This window comes from Kribbella sp. NPDC051718 (assembly GCF_040681515.1).
Taxonomy (GTDB): Bacteria; Actinomycetota; Actinomycetes; order Propionibacteriales; family Kribbellaceae; genus Kribbella.
Genome location: NZ_JBFAYZ010000007.1, coordinates 187,105 through 205,148, shown reverse-complemented (window position 1 = coordinate 205,148; position 18,044 = coordinate 187,105). Strand labels below are relative to the sequence as shown.

General features: G+C 68.6%; 21 protein-coding genes. 12 read left to right on the top strand and 9 right to left on the bottom strand.

What is annotated here, in order from left to right; all coding sequences use genetic code 11:
• Window positions 1-5: 5 nt before the first annotated feature.
• Window positions 6-833, bottom strand: a complete 828-nt coding sequence (locus AB0M15_RS26390; RefSeq protein ID WP_363824116.1) for an undecaprenyl-diphosphate phosphatase — start codon at window positions 831-833, stop codon at window positions 6-8.
• A 162-nt stretch (window positions 834-995) separates the two neighbouring features.
• Between AB0M15_RS26390 and AB0M15_RS26385 the strand changes: the two genes are divergently transcribed.
• The gene (locus AB0M15_RS26385; RefSeq protein WP_363824115.1) at window positions 996-2,375 is read left to right on the top strand and encodes an ATP-binding protein; all 1,380 of its coding nucleotides are present in this window, start codon (window positions 996-998) and stop codon (window positions 2,373-2,375) included.
• Between the two features lie 30 nt (window positions 2,376-2,405).
• Here the strand turns inward: AB0M15_RS26385 and AB0M15_RS26380 are convergent, their stop codons facing one another.
• From AB0M15_RS26380 to AB0M15_RS26370, 3 genes are read right to left on the bottom strand one after another with little or no spacing between them, the layout of a single operon-like run.
• On the bottom strand, window positions 2,406-3,083 hold the full coding sequence (locus tag AB0M15_RS26380; RefSeq protein WP_363824114.1) for a response regulator transcription factor: 678 nt from the start codon (window positions 3,081-3,083) through the stop codon (window positions 2,406-2,408).
• 47 nt (window positions 3,084-3,130) lie between these two features.
• The gene (locus tag AB0M15_RS26375) at window positions 3,131-3,889 is read right to left on the bottom strand and encodes an ABC transporter permease (RefSeq protein WP_363824113.1); all 759 of its coding nucleotides are present in this window, start codon (window positions 3,887-3,889) and stop codon (window positions 3,131-3,133) included.
• Window positions 3,889-4,614, bottom strand: coding sequence for an ATP-binding cassette domain-containing protein (locus tag AB0M15_RS26370; protein ID WP_363824112.1), 726 nt, complete (start codon window positions 4,612-4,614; stop codon window positions 3,889-3,891). The genes AB0M15_RS26375 and AB0M15_RS26370 overlap by 1 nt, the downstream gene beginning before the upstream one ends.
• Before the next feature lie 143 nt (window positions 4,615-4,757).
• Between AB0M15_RS26370 and AB0M15_RS26365 the strand changes: the two genes are divergently transcribed.
• Together AB0M15_RS26365 and AB0M15_RS26360 are read left to right on the top strand one after the other, a co-directional pair.
• A complete protein-coding gene (locus tag AB0M15_RS26365) occupies window positions 4,758-5,852 on the top strand; it encodes a sensor histidine kinase (protein ID WP_363824111.1) in 1,095 nt (364 codons plus the stop codon).
• Complete coding sequence (locus tag AB0M15_RS26360; protein WP_363824110.1) at window positions 5,849-6,499, top strand: response regulator transcription factor; 651 nt, start codon at window positions 5,849-5,851, stop codon at window positions 6,497-6,499. Before AB0M15_RS26365 ends, AB0M15_RS26360 begins: the two co-directional genes overlap by 4 nt.
• On the opposite strand, the gene AB0M15_RS26355 is transcribed toward AB0M15_RS26360, so the two are convergent.
• Window positions 6,486-7,292: a PIG-L family deacetylase gene (locus AB0M15_RS26355; RefSeq protein ID WP_363824109.1), complete on the bottom strand. Its 807-nt coding sequence runs from the start codon at window positions 7,290-7,292 to the stop codon at window positions 6,486-6,488. The two genes, AB0M15_RS26360 and AB0M15_RS26355, sit on opposite strands and share 14 nt — an antisense overlap.
• Window positions 7,293-7,404: 112 nt before the next feature.
• Here AB0M15_RS26355 and AB0M15_RS26350 point away from each other — a divergent pair, with 112 nt between their 5' ends.
• From AB0M15_RS26350 to AB0M15_RS26335, 4 genes are read left to right on the top strand one after another with little or no spacing between them, the layout of a single operon-like run.
• Complete coding sequence (locus tag AB0M15_RS26350) at window positions 7,405-8,400, top strand: YbhN family protein (RefSeq protein ID WP_363824108.1); 996 nt, start codon at window positions 7,405-7,407, stop codon at window positions 8,398-8,400.
• The gene (locus AB0M15_RS26345; protein WP_363824107.1) at window positions 8,397-9,479 is read left to right on the top strand and encodes a glycosyltransferase family 4 protein; all 1,083 of its coding nucleotides are present in this window, start codon (window positions 8,397-8,399) and stop codon (window positions 9,477-9,479) included. Before AB0M15_RS26350 ends, AB0M15_RS26345 begins: the two co-directional genes overlap by 4 nt.
• Window positions 9,476-10,075 carry a DedA family protein gene (locus AB0M15_RS26340; protein WP_363824106.1) on the top strand — a complete coding sequence of 200 codons (600 nt, stop codon included), beginning with the start codon at window positions 9,476-9,478 and terminating at the stop codon, window positions 10,073-10,075. Before AB0M15_RS26345 ends, AB0M15_RS26340 begins: the two co-directional genes overlap by 4 nt.
• Window positions 10,072-11,442, top strand: a complete 1,371-nt coding sequence (locus AB0M15_RS26335; RefSeq protein ID WP_363824105.1) for an FAD-binding oxidoreductase — start codon at window positions 10,072-10,074, stop codon at window positions 11,440-11,442. The genes AB0M15_RS26340 and AB0M15_RS26335 overlap by 4 nt, the downstream gene beginning before the upstream one ends.
• A gap of 12 nt (window positions 11,443-11,454) precedes the next feature.
• Here the strand turns inward: AB0M15_RS26335 and AB0M15_RS26330 are convergent, their stop codons facing one another.
• From AB0M15_RS26330 to AB0M15_RS26320, 3 genes are read right to left on the bottom strand one after another with little or no spacing between them, the layout of a single operon-like run.
• Window positions 11,455-12,699, bottom strand: a complete 1,245-nt coding sequence (locus AB0M15_RS26330; RefSeq protein WP_363824104.1) for a hypothetical protein — start codon at window positions 12,697-12,699, stop codon at window positions 11,455-11,457.
• Between the two features lie 50 nt (window positions 12,700-12,749).
• Entirely contained in the window at window positions 12,750-13,994 is a 1,245-nt protein-coding gene (locus tag AB0M15_RS26325; protein ID WP_363824103.1) for a HAMP domain-containing sensor histidine kinase, read from the bottom strand.
• A complete protein-coding gene (locus AB0M15_RS26320; RefSeq protein ID WP_363824102.1) occupies window positions 13,991-14,644 on the bottom strand; it encodes a response regulator transcription factor in 654 nt (217 codons plus the stop codon). Before AB0M15_RS26320 ends, AB0M15_RS26325 begins: the two co-directional genes overlap by 4 nt.
• Window positions 14,645-14,846: 202 nt before the next feature.
• Here AB0M15_RS26320 and AB0M15_RS26315 point away from each other — a divergent pair, with 202 nt between their 5' ends.
• The 4 genes from AB0M15_RS26315 (at window position 14,847) to AB0M15_RS26300 (ending at window position 16,314) form a co-directional block, all read left to right on the top strand.
• A complete protein-coding gene (locus AB0M15_RS26315) occupies window positions 14,847-15,257 on the top strand; it encodes a ribonuclease H (protein ID WP_363824101.1) in 411 nt (136 codons plus the stop codon).
• An 86-nt stretch (window positions 15,258-15,343) separates the two neighbouring features.
• Window positions 15,344-15,742 (top strand): DUF3892 domain-containing protein, encoded by a 399-nt coding sequence (locus tag AB0M15_RS26310; RefSeq protein WP_363824100.1) that lies wholly within the window; start codon window positions 15,344-15,346, stop codon window positions 15,740-15,742.
• A 69-nt stretch (window positions 15,743-15,811) separates the two neighbouring features.
• Window positions 15,812-15,976 carry a hypothetical protein gene (locus AB0M15_RS26305; RefSeq protein ID WP_363824099.1) on the top strand — a complete coding sequence of 55 codons (165 nt, stop codon included), beginning with the start codon at window positions 15,812-15,814 and terminating at the stop codon, window positions 15,974-15,976.
• Window positions 15,977-15,981: 5 nt separating this feature from the next.
• A complete protein-coding gene (locus AB0M15_RS26300) occupies window positions 15,982-16,314 on the top strand; it encodes a hypothetical protein (RefSeq protein ID WP_363824098.1) in 333 nt (110 codons plus the stop codon).
• A 19-nt stretch (window positions 16,315-16,333) separates the two neighbouring features.
• Here the strand turns inward: AB0M15_RS26300 and AB0M15_RS26295 are convergent, their stop codons facing one another.
• A complete protein-coding gene (locus AB0M15_RS26295) occupies window positions 16,334-17,293 on the bottom strand; it encodes a flavodoxin domain-containing protein (protein WP_363824097.1) in 960 nt (319 codons plus the stop codon).
• An 83-nt stretch (window positions 17,294-17,376) separates the two neighbouring features.
• On the opposite strand from AB0M15_RS26295, the gene AB0M15_RS26290 reads away from it, so the two are divergent.
• A complete protein-coding gene (locus AB0M15_RS26290; RefSeq protein WP_363824096.1) occupies window positions 17,377-18,036 on the top strand; it encodes a PEP/pyruvate-binding domain-containing protein in 660 nt (219 codons plus the stop codon).
• Window positions 18,037-18,044: the final 8 nt, after the last annotated feature.

Genomic DNA, 18,044 nt, shown 5'->3' with positions numbered 1-18,044 from the left:
GGGTGTCAGGTAGCCGAGATGGTGCTTGTTGCTAGCAGGATGATGAGGGTGAGGCCTAGGGCTACTCGGTAGAGGACGAAGACCTCGATCGAGTGTTTGGTGACGAAGCGGAGGAGCCAGGCGACTGAGGCGTAGGCGACAGCGAAGCTGACGATGGTTCCTACGATGAGGGCCGCCGCGCCGACGTTGCCGCTTACGGCGTCCTTGAGTTCGTAGAGGCCGGCGCCGGCTAGTGCTGGGATGCCGAGTAGGAAGGCGATTCGGGTTGCCGCCACGCGGTCCAGGCCGCGGAAGAGGCCGGCTGAGATTGTTGCGCCGGAGCGGGAGACGCCGGGGATCAGGGCCAGGCACTGGACCAGGCCCATCACGATCGCGTCGGTGAAGGTGAAGTCGTCGAAGGGGCGGGTCCGGGTGCCTAGGCGCTCGGCGGCCACCATTACGAAGGACCAGGCGATCAGGGCGCCGGCCACCCACCACAGGCTGCGTAGTGGGCCCGAGATGAGGCCTTGGGCAACGAAGCCGATGATGCCGATCGGTAATGAGCCGACGAGTACGTACCAGCCCAGCCGGTAGTCGGCGTCGGCGCGATGTTGTGGTCGGGCCAGCCCGCGGACCCAGGCGGTCACGATTCGGCGGATGTCGCCCCAGAAGTAGAGCACCACGGCCGCGATCGCGCCGACCTGGATGACGGCGGTGTACCCGGTGATGGAGGGGTCGTCGATCTTCAGGCCGAGGATCTTCGAAGCGATCGTGAGATGGCCGGTGCTGGACACCGGGAGGAACTCGGTCAGGCCCTCGACGATGCCGAGGATGATGGACTGCCAGATCGTCATCGGCGGTCCGCCGGGGTCAGCTTCACGTTCGCTCCTGGATCGACTCGGTTGCGTCGAGCAAGGTAGTCGGCCGTTGCTGAGGATCCGCTGAGAGAGCGCTCCGGCTAGGCTTCAGAGATGGCGGAGCGAGGTGCGCGGCGTGGCTGCTGCACGGTGTGACCGATGAGGATGCCTGCGTTTGTGCGCAGCTCCGGGGTTCGGCTGCGGTCGACCGCAGCCGCTCTGGTCGTCGTTGCTGCCGCGCTGACGATCGGGGCGGCGGTCTTGCTTCTGCTGTTGCAGCGGACGTTGATCACCAGCGTCGTCGATCAGGCCGAGTCGCGGGCCTTCGATGTCGCTCGGCAGATCCAGGAGGAGGGTGAGGTCGGGCTGGGTCAGGAGCTGGTCGAGAACACCCGGGTCAGCCAGTTGATCCAGGTGGTGAACGCGCAGAACAAGGTGGTGGCGAGCTCGTCACCGAAGGGCGCGGGGGAGCCGTTGACCGCGACCAGGCCGCCGGACGGTCAGTCGGTGCGGGACGAGGTCGGTGAGATGCCGTTGCTCGACGACGACAGCCCGTACCTGATCGTTGCCCGCGGCACCGAGTTCGAGGGGGCCCGGTACACGGTCATCGTGGCGTCGTCGGTCGAGACCCAGCGCGACACGGTCACCACCGTCACGGGGTACCTGCTGATCGGGTTCCCGTTGTTGCTCGTACTGGTCGGGGTGGCGACCTGGATGCTGGTCGGGCGGGCGTTGCGGCCGGTCGAGCAGATTCGCTCGCGGGTGCACGGCATCGGAGTCGGGCAGCTGGCGGAGCGGGTGCCGGTGCCGGCCGCCGACGACGAGATCGCCCGGCTCGCGGTGACGATGAACGAGATGCTCGACCGGTTGCAGTCGGGTCAGGAGACGCAACGGCGGTTCGTGGCGGACGCGAGTCATGAGCTGCGGTCGCCGATCGCCAGCCTGATGGCGGCGCTCGACGTGATCGTGGCGGACGAGTCCGGCCGGGCGGCACCCGAGTTGCACGAGGTGATGCAGGCGGAGACCGAGCGAATGCGGCGGCTGGTCGAGGATCTCCTGCTGCTGGCCAAGGCCGACGACACCGGCTTGCGGATCCAGCGGACCGATGTGGATCTGGATGATCTGGTCGATGTCGAGTTGCGCCGGCTGCGGGCGAGCGGCGGGCCCTCCGTGGAGGGCGTAGTACCGGCGGTGCGGGTCACCGGCGACGCGGCGAAGCTCAGCCAGGTACTGCGAAACCTCGCCGACAACGCCGTCCGGGCAGCTCACTCGAAGGTGCGCTTCACCCTCGCCGAGGAGCCTGGTGCCGCGACGGTGACGGTGGAGGACGACGGGGACGGGATCCCCGAGCGGGAGCGGTCGCGGGTGTTCGAGCGATTCGTCCGGCTGGACGCGAGCCGCGACCGGGGCAGTGGTGGCTCGGGACTCGGCTTGTCCATCGTGCAGGAGGTCGTACGCGGTCACGGCGGCACCGTGGAGATCAGCGAGTCACCGCTCGGAGGCGCCCGCTTCGTGGTCAGGCTGCCCGTCGCCAGGTGATGGGTTTCGGGGCTTGAGTGGTCGTTGCCGTCAGCCACCATCTGGGTCGAGGCGGTAGCCCATGCCGCGGACGGTTTCGATCGCGTGCCGGCCGAACGGGGCGTCGAGTTTCAGGCGGAGGTAGCGGATGTAGACCTCGACCACGTTGGGGTCGCCGTCGAACGCCGGATCCCAGACGCTTTCCAGGATCTCCATCTTGGAGACGGTGTCGCCGCGGTGCCGGAGCAGGAACTCGAGCAGGCCGTACTCCCGCGGCGTCAGCGTGACCTCCTGGCCGGCCCGCTCGACCCGGCGCCGGGCCGGGTCGAGCGTCAGGTCGCCGGCTGCCATCACGACGGGGCGCTCGGGGCCGCCTCGCCGGATCAGGGCCCGCAGCCGGGCGACCAGCACCAGGAAACTGAACGGCTTGGTCAGGTAGTCGTCGGCGCCGAGGTCGAACGCGTCGGTCTGGTCGTACTCGCCGTCCTTCGCGGTCAGCATCAGTACCGGGGTCCAGACCCCGCGTTCGCGGAGCTGTTCGAGCACCTTGTAGCCGTTCAGCCGGGGCAGCATGATGTCGAGCACGATCACGTCGTAGCTATGCTCGGTCGCCGCCCAGAGCGCGTCCTCGCCGTCGTGGACCAGTTCGACCACGAATCCGGCGTCGGTCAGCCCCCGCCGGACCGTGTCGGCCAGCCGTACCTCGTCCTCGACCATCAGCACCCGCATGCCATCAGTCTGTCCCCGCTCCGCTGAGAATCAGCTGAGTGACGGGCTCAAACGTCCCGCCGACTGGTCAGGACGGCCGCGACAGTGAGTGGGACGAGCGCATATACGGCACAGATCAGCAGGCCCAGCGCTGGTGACGGAGCTCCGTCGGCAGGTGGTTGGGTCGAGATCAGCGCGTTGCCCGCGGCCCAGAGGTTCCACTTGGACGGCCAGCTGACCCAGCCCGACAGGTTCGCGGCGACCAGCGGTACGACGAAGACCAGCCCGAAGACCGTACTCACCGCGCCTGCCGTGTGCCGGATGATCGCGCCCAGGCCGAGCCCGAGCAGCGTGAGAGCGACCAGATAGATGCCCGCTCCAGCCACCGCGCGGAGTGCTGAGCCGTCGCCGAGCGAGACGTTCAGGTGGATGCTGCGCAGCCCCAGCTGTGCGACCAGGAAGCTGACCAGCGACAGCAGCTCGCCGACCACGAGCGCCACGCCGCCGAGCACCAGCACCTTCGCGGCCAGGACAGAGCGCCGTCTGGGAACCACCGTGAAGGTGGTCCGGATCTGCCCGGTCGTGTACTCCGAACTGATCGCCAGCACCCCGACCACCGCGAACGCCAGCTGGGCAAAAGCGAGCCCGTCGAAGCTCAGATTGACCGGATCGAAGGCAGCCTTCTCGGCGGCCGACCAGGTCGGGTAGTCGTGCGCCCGGCCGGTGGCCGAGAACAGCCCGCCGGCCACCGCGACCGCGAAGGCGGCCAGCAGGCTCAGCGGAGTCGAGCGGACGGATCGCAACTTGGTCCATTCAGAGCGCAACATCAGTTCGTCCCTCCGGTCTTGTACTGCGCGGCCGCATCGGTCAGATCCAGGTAGGCGTCCTCCAGTGAGCGGCCGTCCGCGGTGAACTCGGCCAGCGGTTTGTCGGCGATCAGCCGGCCGCGCCCGATCACGATCAGGTGATCCGCGACCAGCTCCAGCTCGCTCATCAGGTGGCTGGAGACGAAGACGGTCCGGCCCTCGTCGGCCAGCCCGCGGAGCAGCCGCCGGATCCAGCGGACTCCTTCGGGGTCGAGGCCGTTGACCGGCTCGTCCAGCAGCAGTACTGCGGGGTCGCCGAGCAGTGCGGCGGCGATCCCGAGTCGCTGGCGCATGCCGAGGGAGTAGCCGCCGACTCGTCGGTGGGCCGCGTCGGTGAGTCCGGTCAGCTCCAGTACTTCGGTCACTCGGCTGCTGTCGATTCCGGCGGCTTGGGCGATGCAGAGGAGGTGGTTGCGGGCGGAGCGGCCGGGGTGGGCTGCGTTGGCGTCGAGGAGGGCGCCTACCCGGAGTACTGGGCGTTTCAGCGCGTAGTACGGGGTGTTGTCGATCAGGGCGTGGCCGCTGTCGGGGCGGTCGAGGCCTAGCAGGATGCGGAAGGTGGTGGACTTGCCGGCGCCGTTCGGGCCGATGAAGGCCGTCACGCGGCCGGGCTGGATGGTGAAGGTGAGGCCGTCGACGGCTTGAGTGGCGCGGTATCGCTTGCTGAGTTCGTGGACTTCGATCATGGCCTCACGATCTCCGGGCCGGGGAGGGCCGGGCATTGCGCCGGCGGCAGAGATTTCGTGTCCACCTGAGGGCTGATGCCTGCCTCCGGATGTATGCCTGGAGGGTGATGACCGGCCGCCTTCCCGGCTCTACCGTCCTGACTATGGACAATCGGGCGCCACTGGTGACGCGGCTCGGGCCGGGACAGGTGCTGGCCGTGGAGAGTGGCCTTGCGGCGGCGTACGGCGGTGCTGCGTGGGTGCTGTTCACGCACAAGAGCCCTCATCCGGTGCTGGCACTACTCGGAACGGCTCTTGTCGCTGTGGCGATCGTGCTCACGAGGCGGCACCCGCTGTGGGCGTTCGTGAGCGCGTGGGTGCCGCTCGTGCTGATGCCGATTGAGACGTCGCTCGGCTTCGTCGCTGTCATCCCGCTGTGCTTCGCGCTGTTCCGGGTTGCGGGAGGCTTTGGACGGCTTAGCAGCGTGGCAGTTCTCGTAGTGGCTGAGCTGGGAGCGGTGGTTACGGCGTTGCCTGGGAAGCCGGGTGCGGTCGTGCCGTTCGCGATGATGTTCGCGGCGGCCTGGGTCATCGGTCACGTGGTAGCGCAGCAGCGCAGGCACAGCCAGGAGTTGGTACTTCAGCAGGAGCGGATGCGGATCGCGCGGGAGTTGCACGACATCGTTGCCCACAGCATGAGTGTGATCACCGTCCAGGCGGGCTACGGCCATCTGGTGATCGACGAGCAGCCCGCCGAGGCCCGTGCGGCGTTGGCGGCGATCGAGCTCACCGGACGGCAGACGCTGGCCGAGTTGCGGCAGCTGCTCGGCGTACTGCGGTCAGAACACGACGGAGCGGCCCTCGGCCCAGCGCCCGGACTCGACCAGCTGGATCAGCTGATCGAGCACACCGGCCGGGCCGGGGTGGAGGTGCGATTGACCGTGAAGGGTCAACCGGTCGACCTGCCCGCGGGAGTGGAGTTGTCGGCATACCGGATCGTCCAGGAGGCGCTGACGAACGTGGTCAAGCACGCCGCGACTGGGACGGCCGAGGCGCTCGTCGACTACCGGCAGGCCGAGCTTGCGGTCACGGTCGTCGACCGAGGGGTGGGTTGTCCGGACGGCGTCTTGGGCAACGGGCACGGGCTGGTCGGAATCCGCGAACGAGTCGCTCTGTACGGCGGATCGCTGCGAGCCGGGCCATTGCCCGATCGCGGATTCGAGGTGTCGGCCCGGCTGCCGTTGAGGCGGCCGGTATGACGGTTCGGGTGCTCATCGCCGAAGACCAGGCGCTCGTGCGCGCCGGACTCAAAGGCATCGTCGGTACCGCGCCCGACCTGCAGGTGGTCGGTGAAGCTGCTACCGGAGCCGCAGCTGTCGAGCTGATCCCGACCACGCTGCCCGACGTGATCCTGATGGACATCCGGATGCCCGGGATGGATGGGCTGGAGGCGACTCGCCTGATCACCGCATCGTCGGCGGCCCGGGTGCTGGTGCTCACCACCTTCGACCTGGACGAGTACGTGTACGCCGCCCTGCGGGGCGGTGCGAGCGGGTTCCTCCTGAAGGACACACCGCCGGCCGAACTACTCGCCGCGATCCGGGTGATCGCGGCTGGCGATGCACTGCTCGGGCCATCGATCACACGGCGGCTGATCGACGAGTTCGCGACCTTGCCACAAGCACCGCGACCGACCCTCCGCCTGTCGGCCGTCACCGAGCGGGAGCGGGAGGTACTGCTCCTGGTCGCCGAGGGAATGTCGAACGCGGAGATCGCCCGGCGGCTGCACATCGAGCCCGGTACGGCGAAGACGCACGTCGCGCACCTGTTGACGAAACTCGATGCTCGCGACCGGGTGCAGCTGGTGATCCTCGCCTTCCGCGCCGGGCTGGTCAGCGCCGTCTGAGGGACGCGAAGAGATCGTCGGCCAGGCGGCCGGGGGAGCGGCTGTGATCGACGAACCACTCGTGGCCGAGGGCCAGGCGGAACAGCCACGGCGGAAGTTTGAGCAGCAGCGCCAGGGTGCGGGCGTCGTCGTCGGAGGTCGCCTGACTCGCATGCGCCTCGAAGGACCGGCGCTTCGCGTCGGCGTAGGCGCGGACGTCGATGCGATGGGTGAGGTGCTCGCGGGCCGTGTACGCCGTGGCGAAGTCGGCGGCCCGAACGTCCGGGAGCACGCCCGGTACCGCCTCGACCAACCGGATCAGCCGGCGGATCAGCGTGCGGTCGATCGTTGCCTCTAGCACCAAAGGAGTGGCGGCCGCACGGGCGGCATACAGGCCGGCGGTGTGGACCTGCTTATGGTCGGGATGGCCATAGCCGCCCGCCGGATCGTAGATCGTGAGCGCATCGGCCTGCTCCTCGATCAATAGCTCGGCCAGCGGCGCGGCAGCCTCAGCCGACGACAGCGCGCTGAAGGTCCCGGGCGCCGGGGATGCCGTGCGGGACCAGCCTGAGTCGCGGAAGCCGAAGCGCACCACCCGCGCGCAACCGAGCGCCTCGGCCGAACGGTCGAGCTCATCGCGCCGATGGGCCGCCAGGTCCGCCCGGTACTCCGAAGACGCGGCGCCCGCTTCGCCGTCCGTCGCCACCGCGAGCACCACCCGGTGCCCCTCGGCAGCGGCCCGCGCGAGAGTGCCGCCCATCAGCAGCGCCTCGTCGTCGGGATGGGCGTGGAAGGACACCAAGGTGTAGGCCACCCAACCACCATGACACGTCGTTGCCAGCGGCCCGAACCGTTCTCAGCGACCTCTCAGCGACCTGCTTCCACGATGAGCGGAGAGCAGCTCGAAGCGTCGGACAGGGTGGCGGATGAAGACGACTGGCAAGGCCCGGCGGGCGATCACCTCGGTGCTGACCGGCGCCGTGACCATCGCGCTGGTCGCGTTGCTGCCACGGGCAGTCGGTACCGACTGGGCGACCGTTGGAAGCCTGCTCGGTCAGCTGTCGCTGCCAGCGCTCGTCTTGCTGTCGGTGGTGTGGATCGCGGGGCTGTGGTCGCACTCGTTCGTCCTTGCCGCCTCCTTGCCCGGCCTCACCAAACGCAGGGGGCTAACCCTCAGCCTGACCGGCAGTGCGGTCGCCAACGTCCTGCCGCTGGGTGGTGCGGCCGGCACCGGACTGAACTTCGCGATGACGCGGCGGTGGGGATTCAGCTCCGCGGCTTTCGGTGGCTTCCTCGCCGTCACGACGCTGATCAACGTCGTGGCCAAGCTAGGTGTCGTCGCCGTAGCTCTTGCGCTCAGCCCTTTCGCTGGTACGGCGACCGCGTTGCCTATCGGACGTACCGGCCTGCTACTGATTCCGGTACTGGCCGCCCTCGCCGCGGTCGTCTGGTTCCTGGGCAGCGAGGGCGCCGCGACCACCGCAGGCCGTGGGCTCGACCGCCTGACGAGGGGGCGTACCAAGCTCGAGCGGTGCCTTCCTGCTCTGCGGATGTCGGTCCGACGAGTGTTCCGTGGCGGGTGGCGACCGATGACAGGTGGGATGGTCTGCTATCTCGCGCTGCAGCTCGCCCTGCTCTGGCTGTGCTTCCAACTGCTGGGCACCTCACTCAGTCCGGCCGTGCTGGTCACCGGGCTGGCAGTCGAGCGGCTGCTGACCCTCATCCCGATCACCCCCGGTGGCGCCGGGGTGGTCGAGGTGGGAACGACCGCGGCCCTGGTCGCCTTGGGCGGTGACCCCGCTGCTGTCACCGCGGGGATGGTGCTGTTCCGCAGCTTCACCTATCTGCTGGAGATTCCGGTCGGGGGAGTGACGCTGGCAGTCTGGTTGCTGGCGAACCGCAAGCAGGCGGTGGCGGCGTGAGGATCGCCCTCGTCAGCGATGTCTATCTGCCACGGCTGGGCGGGATCGAGATGCACGTGCATGATCTCGCGATCCAGCTCCAGCGGGCAGGCCACGCCGTCACCGTCTTCACGACCACCCCGTCCGACTCCCCAGCCACCGACGTGCCCGTACTACGCCTGCCCGTCGTGGCCGGCGTCCCCACCTCCGTCGAGGCCCTCCGGCTTGCTCTCGGGTCCGGGGAGTACGACGTGGTTCACGCCCACACCTCGTTCTTCTCCCCACTCGCCTGGACCGCGACCCGGATCGCCGCGGACTGCGGAGTGCCCGCGGTCATCACCCTCCATTCGTTGCCCGCCAACGGCGATGTCCTCCTGCCGCGGCTGCGGGCGAGAGTCAGCCCGCACGCGCAATGGACAGGCGTGAGCAAGGTGGTCACCGAACGGCTGCAGCGGGTTGCGCCGGCCGAGGTGCTGCACAATGGCATCGACCCGCAGGGTTGGCGCCTCCCGCAACAAGCTCATCGCCCGTTGACGATCGTCAGCACGATGCGCCTGACGCGGCGCAAGCGTCCGGGCGCCCTGCTCCACGTTCTGCGGGCCGTCCGCAACAGCATCCCGGCCGAGATCCCGTTGCGGGCGGTACTGATCGGCGCAGGTCCGCGAGCCGCGGCGACCGCCAGATCCGCGCGACGTCTCGGCCCCGAGTGGGTCGAACTGCCGGGCCGGTTGACCCGTTTCGAGATCCAGCAGCTCTACACCTCCGCGGATGTCTACCTGGCTCCGGCGGAACTCGAGTCGTTCGGGGTCGCGGCCCTGGAAGCCCGGTGCGCGGGGCTGCCAGTTATCGCCATGGCCTCCGGAGGGGTCGGCGAGTTCGTACGGGAGGGCCGGGAGGGCTACCTGGTTGGCAGTCACCAGGAGATGGCAGCGGTCGCGGCCGACTTGCTGACCGACCTTCCCCGACTCCGGAAACTCCAAGCCCACAACAGATCGACCGACCCGACGATGACCTGGCCAACCGTGATCGACCAGCATGTGGCGCTCTACACCGTCACTCAGCCGGCTCTCAGCGCCGGCTACCTACCGTCGAGAGCATGATGAACCTGCTCGACCCGCACAGCCTGCTCTCCCAGCTTGGCCCGTGGGCGGTACTGCTGGTGATGTTCGCCGAGACCGGCCTGCTGGTCGGCTTCTTCCTCCCCGGCGACTCACTGCTCTTCACCGCCGGTCTGCTGACCACGACCGGCATTCATCTGAACCTGCCGCTGACTCTCGTGTTTGCCCCACTCGGTGCGGTGATCGGAGCCCAGGTCGGCTACCTGATCGGCCGCAAGTTCGGCCCTGCGATCGTCGAGCGGCCACGGCTCAAGCGTGCGGCTGAGCGGGCCAGAGAGCACCTGGAGTCGTACGGCGTGGGCCGGGCCGTCGTGCTAGCCCGTTTCATCCCGGGTGTTCGCACGGTGATGAACCCGCTGGCCGGTGCATTGCGGATCGATGCCAAGGCCTTCACCCGCTGGCAGGTCGCCGGTGGTGTCGTCTGGACGCTCGGCCTGGTGCTGGCCGGCCATCTACTCGGCTCGCAGATCCCGGGCATCGACAAGTACCTGTTGCCGATCATCGCCGTCATCGTGATCGTCTCGCTCGTCCCGGTCGGAGTCGAGTTGCTCCGGCAACACTCCCGGCCCACGGCATGACCGACGACGACACGAGCATCTCGTTGAGCGGATGGGGACGGTCGGCCAACCGGCGGACCATCGTCCGCAGGCCCACGACCGACGAGGAACTGGTCGACGCGATCGGTTCGGCCGGCCAGGTGACGGTCCGCGGTGCCGGCTGCAGCTACGGCGACGCGGCGCTGCCCGAGCAGGGGATCGTGCTCGACCTGACCGCCCGCAACCGGGTGCTGTCGTTCAACCACCTCAACGGGGTGATCGTGCTCGAGGCCGGCGTGGTCCTGGGCGATCTCCTCAACCAGGTACTTCCGCTGGGATGGACCCTCCCCGTTCTGCCCGGATCGGCCAGGATCACCGTCGGTGGCGCCCTGGCCAGCGACGTCCACGGCAAGAACCACCCTGGCGCCGGCTCGTTCGGGCAGCACGTGCTGTGGTTGTCGTTGCTCGACGCCGAGGGCTCGGTCACCGAACTGTCGGCAGGCCACGACCCAGATGGGTTCTGGGCCACGCTCGGCGGGATGGGCCTCACTGGCGTGATCCTGAAGGCGGCCATCCAGTTGCAGCCGGCGGAGACCGGCTGGGCCAAGCAGCGCCGTCGGCGTACTCGCTCGCTGGATGACACGATCGCAGTACTCCGTGAGCTGGCCGTCAGGCAGGAGACCGACCCCAACCTCCACGTGGTGGCCTGGCTGGACACCCACGCTCCCGGGACGAGACTCGGCCGGGGAGTGATCGACGAGTCGCACCCCGCCCAGCTGGGCGACCTACCCAAGGGTGTGCCGCCAGACCCTGATCCGCGACGGTCCACCAGAAGGCGGCCGGTTCGTTCGCTGCCGGGGCCGGGTGTGGTCCTGGCACCCACGATCGCCGCCGCGTCGATGGCCCGGTGGCACCTAGGCGGGCCTCGAGATCGACTGCTTCCATTGCTGTCGGCCCTGTGTCCATTGGATCGTGCTGATGCGTGGCCTGCGGCCTTCGGGCGCCGAGGGATGGTCCAGTACCAGTTCGCCATCCCCAGCGAGGCGACGGCAGTACTGCGCCGAGTGCTGGCCTTCCTGGTCGGCAGCCGGATGTCGCCCGCTCTCACCACGCTGAAGAACCTCGGCTTCGGTACCGCCGGACCACTGTCCTTCCCCTTGCACGGCTGGACCCTGGCCGCCGACCTGCCGGCCCGCTGGCTGGGCGACGGCAGAACACTCCGCTCGATCGACGCGATGGTCGCCGAGGCCGGCGGCCGGGTCTACCTCGCCAAGGACTCGACTGTGGACCCAGCGCTCATCCCCGACATGTACCCCAGGCTGAAGACCTGGCAGCGAACCCGCGACCGCCTCGACCCGGACCGGCGCTTCGGCTCGGCCCTCGCCCACCGATTGAACCTGCTGCCATGACGGCTTCGGGCGCTAGCCGAGGGTTTTCAGGAGGGCTGTGACTGCTTGCTTTTCGGCTGTTGGGTCTTTGGTGGTGCGGACTGAGGTGAAGAGGGCGTCGTTCTGGCTGTCGATGTAGTCCCAGGCCTTGGGGTCGAGGGGCTGGAGTTTGTTCTGGGCGTCGTCCCAGGCCTTTTCGTAGTTGTTGACGGCGGTGTTGAGGGCGGGCTGGTCGTCGGTGTTCATGCCCTGGACCAAGGTGCGGAACTGGGCGATGTCGGTGGCGGGGAAGTGGGCGGTCGCCTGTTGCGGGGTCAGGTGAAGGTTTTTGGCTGCTGGGTTCGGGCCTTCGTTTTCGGCGGCTGCGTTGGCGTGTGGTTGGGCGGAGGCCCAGTTGAGCAGGATGCCGGCGGCGATGGTGGCGGCTGCCATCACTGCGACCAGCGGCCATTCGCGGCGCGGCTGGTGGTACTTGGCCGTTCGCTGGCTGTGCTGGTGTCCCTCGATGACGTCGGACTTGGTGAAGGTGAGGTAGACGACCGTCGCCAAAATCGCACCGAGGAAGATGAGGCTGGTGACCAGGGTGCCGAGTCCCAGACCCTGGTCGGGCACCTTGGGGGAGGCGAGCCAGTCGCCCAGGTTCGCGCCGAGCGGCCGGGTCAGGATGTAGGCGAGCCAGAAGGCCAGTACGGGGTTCGCGCCCAGTCGCCAGCAAGTGACGATGATCGCGATGAGGGCTAGCGGGAGAAGTACCGAGACACCCGGGCTCCAGCCAGTCAGCTCCAGGGTCCAGTCGCCGGCTGCGGTGCCGAGGGCAAAGGTGACCAGGACGGCGAGCCAGTAGAACAGCTCGCGGGGCAGGCTGACGATGCTGTGGATGGACAGGGTGCGTTCGCGGGCCCACCAGATGCCGAACACGGCCACCAGGGCGACGGTGAAGACGGAGGTACTGAGCCACAGCGGTACGCCGAGCTGGTCGGTGAGGATGTCTGTGTAGAGCGTGCCGGTGACGCTGACGACCACGACTGTGAGCCAGTAGGCGGCCGGACGATAGCGGGAGGTGCTCAGCTGCCAGCCCAGGGCCGCGGCGAACACCACGGTGAAGATGACTGCGGTGGCGATCAGGCCGACGCCGAGTTGCATGTTGATCCAGTCGGCGAAGCTCTCGCCGACGGTGGTGCAGAGAATCTTGATCAGCCAGAACCAGATGGTGACTTCGGGGACCTTGTTGAGCAGTACCCGGGGGACGGCCGGCCGGGACGCGGTATCGGTTGTCATGCGGCCCACCCTTGCCGGAAGCACCTGCACACAACCTGACTGCTTTCTGGTCAGGCTCGGGGGAACCGGATTTCGACATGTCCGTGGCCGTCGGCAACCGCGCGGACGTCGAGGCCGGTCGCGGTCGCGATCCGGCGTACCACCGCGAGCCCGAGTCCGTGCCCGTCGGTGCCGCTGTGGCCGGGTGCGAAGACGCGATCGAGTTCGTCCGGCCGGAAGCCCGGTCCGTCGTCGATCACCTGGACCAGGACGCTGTCGCCGACCGCCTGCGCGCACAGGGATACGGCTGTCCGCGCATGACGCGCGGCGTTGTCCAGCAGGGGTCTCAGGACAGCAGCCACCACGTCGGCGGGCACGGCGACCTCGAGATCAGCGGGTGCGTCGACCTGTACCTCGCGCCCGCCGGCGACCTGTCGTAGCGCGACCGACAGCCGGCAGGACGCCTCTGTGCGAGTACGAGACCTGGCCGCGTCGAGGATCGTGGAGACCGCGTTGCTGAGCCGGTCGGTCTCGGTGAGGACGAGCTGCGGGTCGACCCGTGTCCCGGCGAACTCGGCCAGCTGGGCGTCGCCGCGCAGTACGGTGATCGGCGTCCGCAGCTCGTGCGCGATCTCATCGGTCAGCCGGCGTTCGTCGGCGATGGTGGCCGAAACCCGGTCGAGGAGGCGGTCGAAGGTCTGGGCCAGTTCGCCGAACTCGTCGCGAGCGGGTCCGAGGCCGAAGCGGCGGCCCGGGTCGTGGTCGCCCCATTCGTCGGCGAGCGTGGACATCTGGTGGACGACGCGCATGGCACGGTTGACGCCGAGGTAGGCGACGAAGCCGGCTAGCAGGATGGCGAGGGCGCCGAGGATGAGCGACATGGTGAGGCTGCGTTGTTCGGAGTTCTCGTACGGCGCCAGGTCGAGGGTGACTACTACGGTTACCGCGTGGGCGGGTACTGGGAGCGGTACGGCGTACAGGAGATGGCGGCCGGTGTTGAGGAACCGCTCGCGGCCCTCGCGGCCGAGCTGGCCGACGGTCGCGGTGGACGGTGGGGCTCCGTCGATGAGGCGGCCGTCGGCGTAGACCCAGGCGACGGTGTCGAACGCGTCGCCGGTGCCCTCGACGAGTCGCACCGTCCCGTTGTGGACCTGGACAGTACTGGCGACCGCTTCGGCTCGGGTGCGGGCAAGCGTGCGGGTGTCCGCGTCGGTCGCTCGGGAGAGCAGCACGTGGCTCAGGACGACCAGGACGGCGACGACGAGCGTCGCGGTCAGCACCGCGAGCGAGACGATCCGCCCGCGGAACCCGCTCATCCCCATCGGTAGCCGACGCCGCGCACGGTGGCGACCCGATCGGCGAGGCCGAGCCGCTCGAGCTTCACGCGCAGGCGCCGGAGGTAGGAGTCGAGGGTGTTCTCACTGACCGAGGCGCCGTGCGGCCAGCCGGCGGCGATCAGTGAGTGGCGGCGGACGACCTCGCCGGGGACGGAGATCAGCCGGCCGAGCAGGCGGAACTCGGTCGGGGTCAAGGCTTCACCGGCGGCGCCTCGGCGTACCTCGTGACTGGCCGGATCGAGCATTACCTCGTCCGCGGTCACCGCCGTCGTGGTCCGCCGCAGCAACGCGCGAATCCGCACGAGCAACTCGGGTACGTCGAAAGGCTTCGTAAGGTAATCGTCCGCCCCCGCCTCGAACCCACTCACCTTGTGATGCATCCCGCCCAGCGCCGTCAGCATCAGCACCGGCGCATCCACCCCGCGCGCCCGCAGCGCCAGACAGACATCCCGCCCATCCGCATCAGGTAGCCCAAGATCCAGAATCACCACCTGCGGAACCGGTACCAACTGCCCCAGCAGGCCAGCACCATCCGAGGTGGCGACGACCGCGTGCCCGTCGCCTTCCAACGCCCGCCGCAAAACGCCACGCAACGCCGAATCGTCTTCACAGACAAGGACTCTGGCCACACCAAGACCGTACCGACGAACACCCCTCAGACCACGCTCCCGGCCACAACCCCCACTCAGCGTCCTCTCAGCCCTGCCCAGCTACGCCAAGGGCCGCCCAGCCGGGGAGCTGACCGGTTCGTCAGCGTAGGGTCTCGCTGTGATTTCTCGCGCTCGTCGTCCTCGTCCGGCCGATATGGCGGTCCCCGTAGGCGCGCGGTCGGTGTTCACCGATGGTGCCTGCTCGCGGAACCCCGGGCCTGGCGGCTGGGCCTGGGCGTTGTCGAAGACCGAGTATGCCTCCGGTCACGAGGCTGACTCCACGAACCAGCGGATGGAGATCCGTGCGGCCCTCGAGGCCGTGCGGGTGAACGACGGTCCACTGCTGGTCGTCTCGGATTCGACCTATGTCGTCAACTGTTTCCGCGACGGCTGGCACACCGGTTGGCTCGACCGAGGCTGGCTCACCTCGGCCAAGAAGCCGGTCGCCAACCGCGATCTGTGGGAACCCCTGGTGGATCTGGTGACCAAGCGCGGCGACGTCGCCTTCCAGTGGGTGAAGGGCCATTCCGGCCACGAGATGAACGACTTCGTCGACGCGCTGGCCGTCGCCGCCTGCTTTCCCCAGCACTGACTGCGAGTCCACTAGGTGGTCTGGCTCTTCCGGTCCGGCGGGGGAGAGTGTCACGATGCGGGGGTTGATATACCAGGAGAGCGCACGTGAGCCTTGCGAGTTACCCGGCCGTCACGGTGACTGCGGTCGCTATGTGGCAGGACCGTGACGACCTGCGCGGGATCGCTCGCGTTGAGTGGTCAGGCCCTCACGGAGGGTCGGAAGACAGCTCGATCGAGGACGTCATCCGGTGGCTGGACCAGAGTGCCGGTATCGCTTACGTCAGCGAGCGGGACGGGAGTCGCGGACCACGGATCCGCGTCGTCAACCTGAACTCGCAGCGGTACATCCGAAGCAACCCGGACGACGAAACGGAAGACGCGCTGCTGACCTTGCCGCGACTCGCTCCCGTCGACCCTCCTGATCGAAGCCCCGGCTACCGCAAGGCCGTCCGGCAACCAGGCTGGCGCTGGACAATCGGTCGGCGAGCCAGACCGGCGATGTAACCAGATCGCCTGCGGACAGACGCTAGCCTTCCAGGAACGGATCGGTCATGGCCTCTGGAGGGGGACATCGTGGCGAAGAAGCAGGTCGACCCATTGCCGCAGCACACCTTCGAAGAAGTCCGCGCCGCGTGCGAGGCTCCGCTGCCCCCGGGCGTGACGATGGTGCTGCTGAAGAAGACCGCGTCTCGGTCCTCGAGCGCCCCGACCGTCCATGGCGTCAGCTGCCTCCGGTGACGGGGGTGTCCCGAGGCATCTTCATCCGCAGCCGCCTCAGGCTCCGGTTCGCCGACGGGAGCAAGGCGACGGTACGCCCGTACAAGCTGAAGATGCGGTGCCTGCTCGAGACGGGCAAGCGGGACAGCTTGAACTTCTCCTCACCGAGCAGCGGCGATGCCCGCAGCAACGACTCGGCCCTGGACGGTCTCGCCGCCATCTTCGTGATGCTGGTGGCGATCGTGATGTTCCCGATCTCACTCATCCTGCTGGCACGCGAGGTGTTCGGCATCTCCGCCCGGGCCAAGCAGGCCGCACTACTGCTACCTCAGCTGCAGGCCATCGCCCGGCCCACGTAGGCCGGCGGCCGCTGGGTTGTCATCGAGATGGTTCGTGGCTTTCCGGGCGGTGCCAGGAGCTGACTTCGATGGAGGTGATGGCGGCGGCGACGTCCTTGGCCCAGGCGGTGATCAGGGGCCAGTCGCGGAAGTCGCCGGCGAGCTGGGTGCGGGCCAGCCGGGTGGCGAGGAAGCCGTCGGCGGTTTCCTGGGTCAGTTTGCCGGCGAAGGTCATCGCCGGGGTCGCGCCGATGCGGCGGGCCAGTCGCTGGACCTTCCTCGGCATCGGCTGGAGTTGGTCGCTGGCCGGGCCGACGGGGCCGCTGTGGAAGAGCCAGACCTGGCGGTTGCGCAGGTCGTTGGTGCGGTGGCGGAGGAAGGTGACGGCTTCCGGGCGCCAGCGGTGGGCATGGACGGCGCTACCGAGGACGACTGCGTCGTACCAGCCGATCGTGCTGACCTGCCCGATCTCGCAAACGTCGACCTGGTGGCCGTGGTCGCGGATCTCGGCGCCGATCGCCTCGGCGATGCCTTCGGCCCAGCTGGTGATCTGTTGCCAGTCGCGGGAGTCGCCAGCGAGGTTGCCGGTGGCGAGGTGACGGGCGATGAACCCCTTTGCGGTGGCGGGAAGGATGGCGCCCGCGAAGGTGGTGGCAGGGGCCGCGCCGATCCGGCGGGCGAGGCGGTGGACGCCGGCCGGCATCTCCTGGGTCTGCTCACGGTCGGGGCCGACCGGGCCGCTGTGGAACAGCCAGACGGGGCGGTCGCCGAGCTCGTCGGCGTACCGGCGCAGGAACCGGACGGCCGCCGGGCGCCATCGCCGGAGGTAGATCGCGCTGCCGAGGACGACGGCGTCGTACGGCGTGACCGAGCCGACGTCGCCCGCGTCGCGGACGTCGACCGGGTGACCGTGCTCGCGCAGTACCGTGCCGATCGCCTCGGCGATCCCGGCCGTCGCCCCCATCTTGCTGGCGTAGGCCACCAGAACCTTGCTGGACATCGGGAACCTCCTACGTTCTATCGGCGTAGGTCCAGCCAACGCCGGTCAGAGCGGCCTCAGCAGAGCCAAAGGTCCTGAGAACGGTGGGCCGATGGATCGGTCCCGGGAGGTGCCCGGACGATCGAGGACCTTCGGCTCTGATCAGCGGACCCCGGCTGTCCTCGAATGGGATCGACGGCAACCAACGGCCCGATCGCCGTGAGATCCAGAGGAGAACGCGTCATGACCGAGAACCAGTACGTCGTCAGCTGCGCCGGCCAGCGGGATTCGTGACCACGGCCGCCGCCTACCGCGAGTTCCTCCAGGCGGCCCGGCTCCGGCCGCTCATCGCGACCCAGCTCCGGCGGCTCCGCGAAGGTGCCGATCTGGTTGCCGTGGGCGCCTTCATCCGTACTGCGTACTTCGACGCAGAACTGCCGGCCGATCTCGCCGAGGCGATCGTCAGCGCGTACCACCGGCTCGGACGTACCAGCACCGAACTGGTGGTGGGAGCAGTCATCGCGGACGACCAGCTCGACGAGTTCCTGACCGGACCGCGCGAGATCTTCTTCGGCGTGCAGGGTGAGCAGGCCCTGCTGGCGGCGGTCAAGCGCTGCTGGGGCTCACTGTTCACCGACCGGGCGATGGTGTATCGCGAGGTGCGTGACATCGACCACCTGACTGTCGATCTCGCGGTCGAGGTCGAGCCGATCACCTCTTGGTGGGCGACCGGGCCGGTCCTCGAGGAGTCCTCGGCGAGCTGAGCGGTACC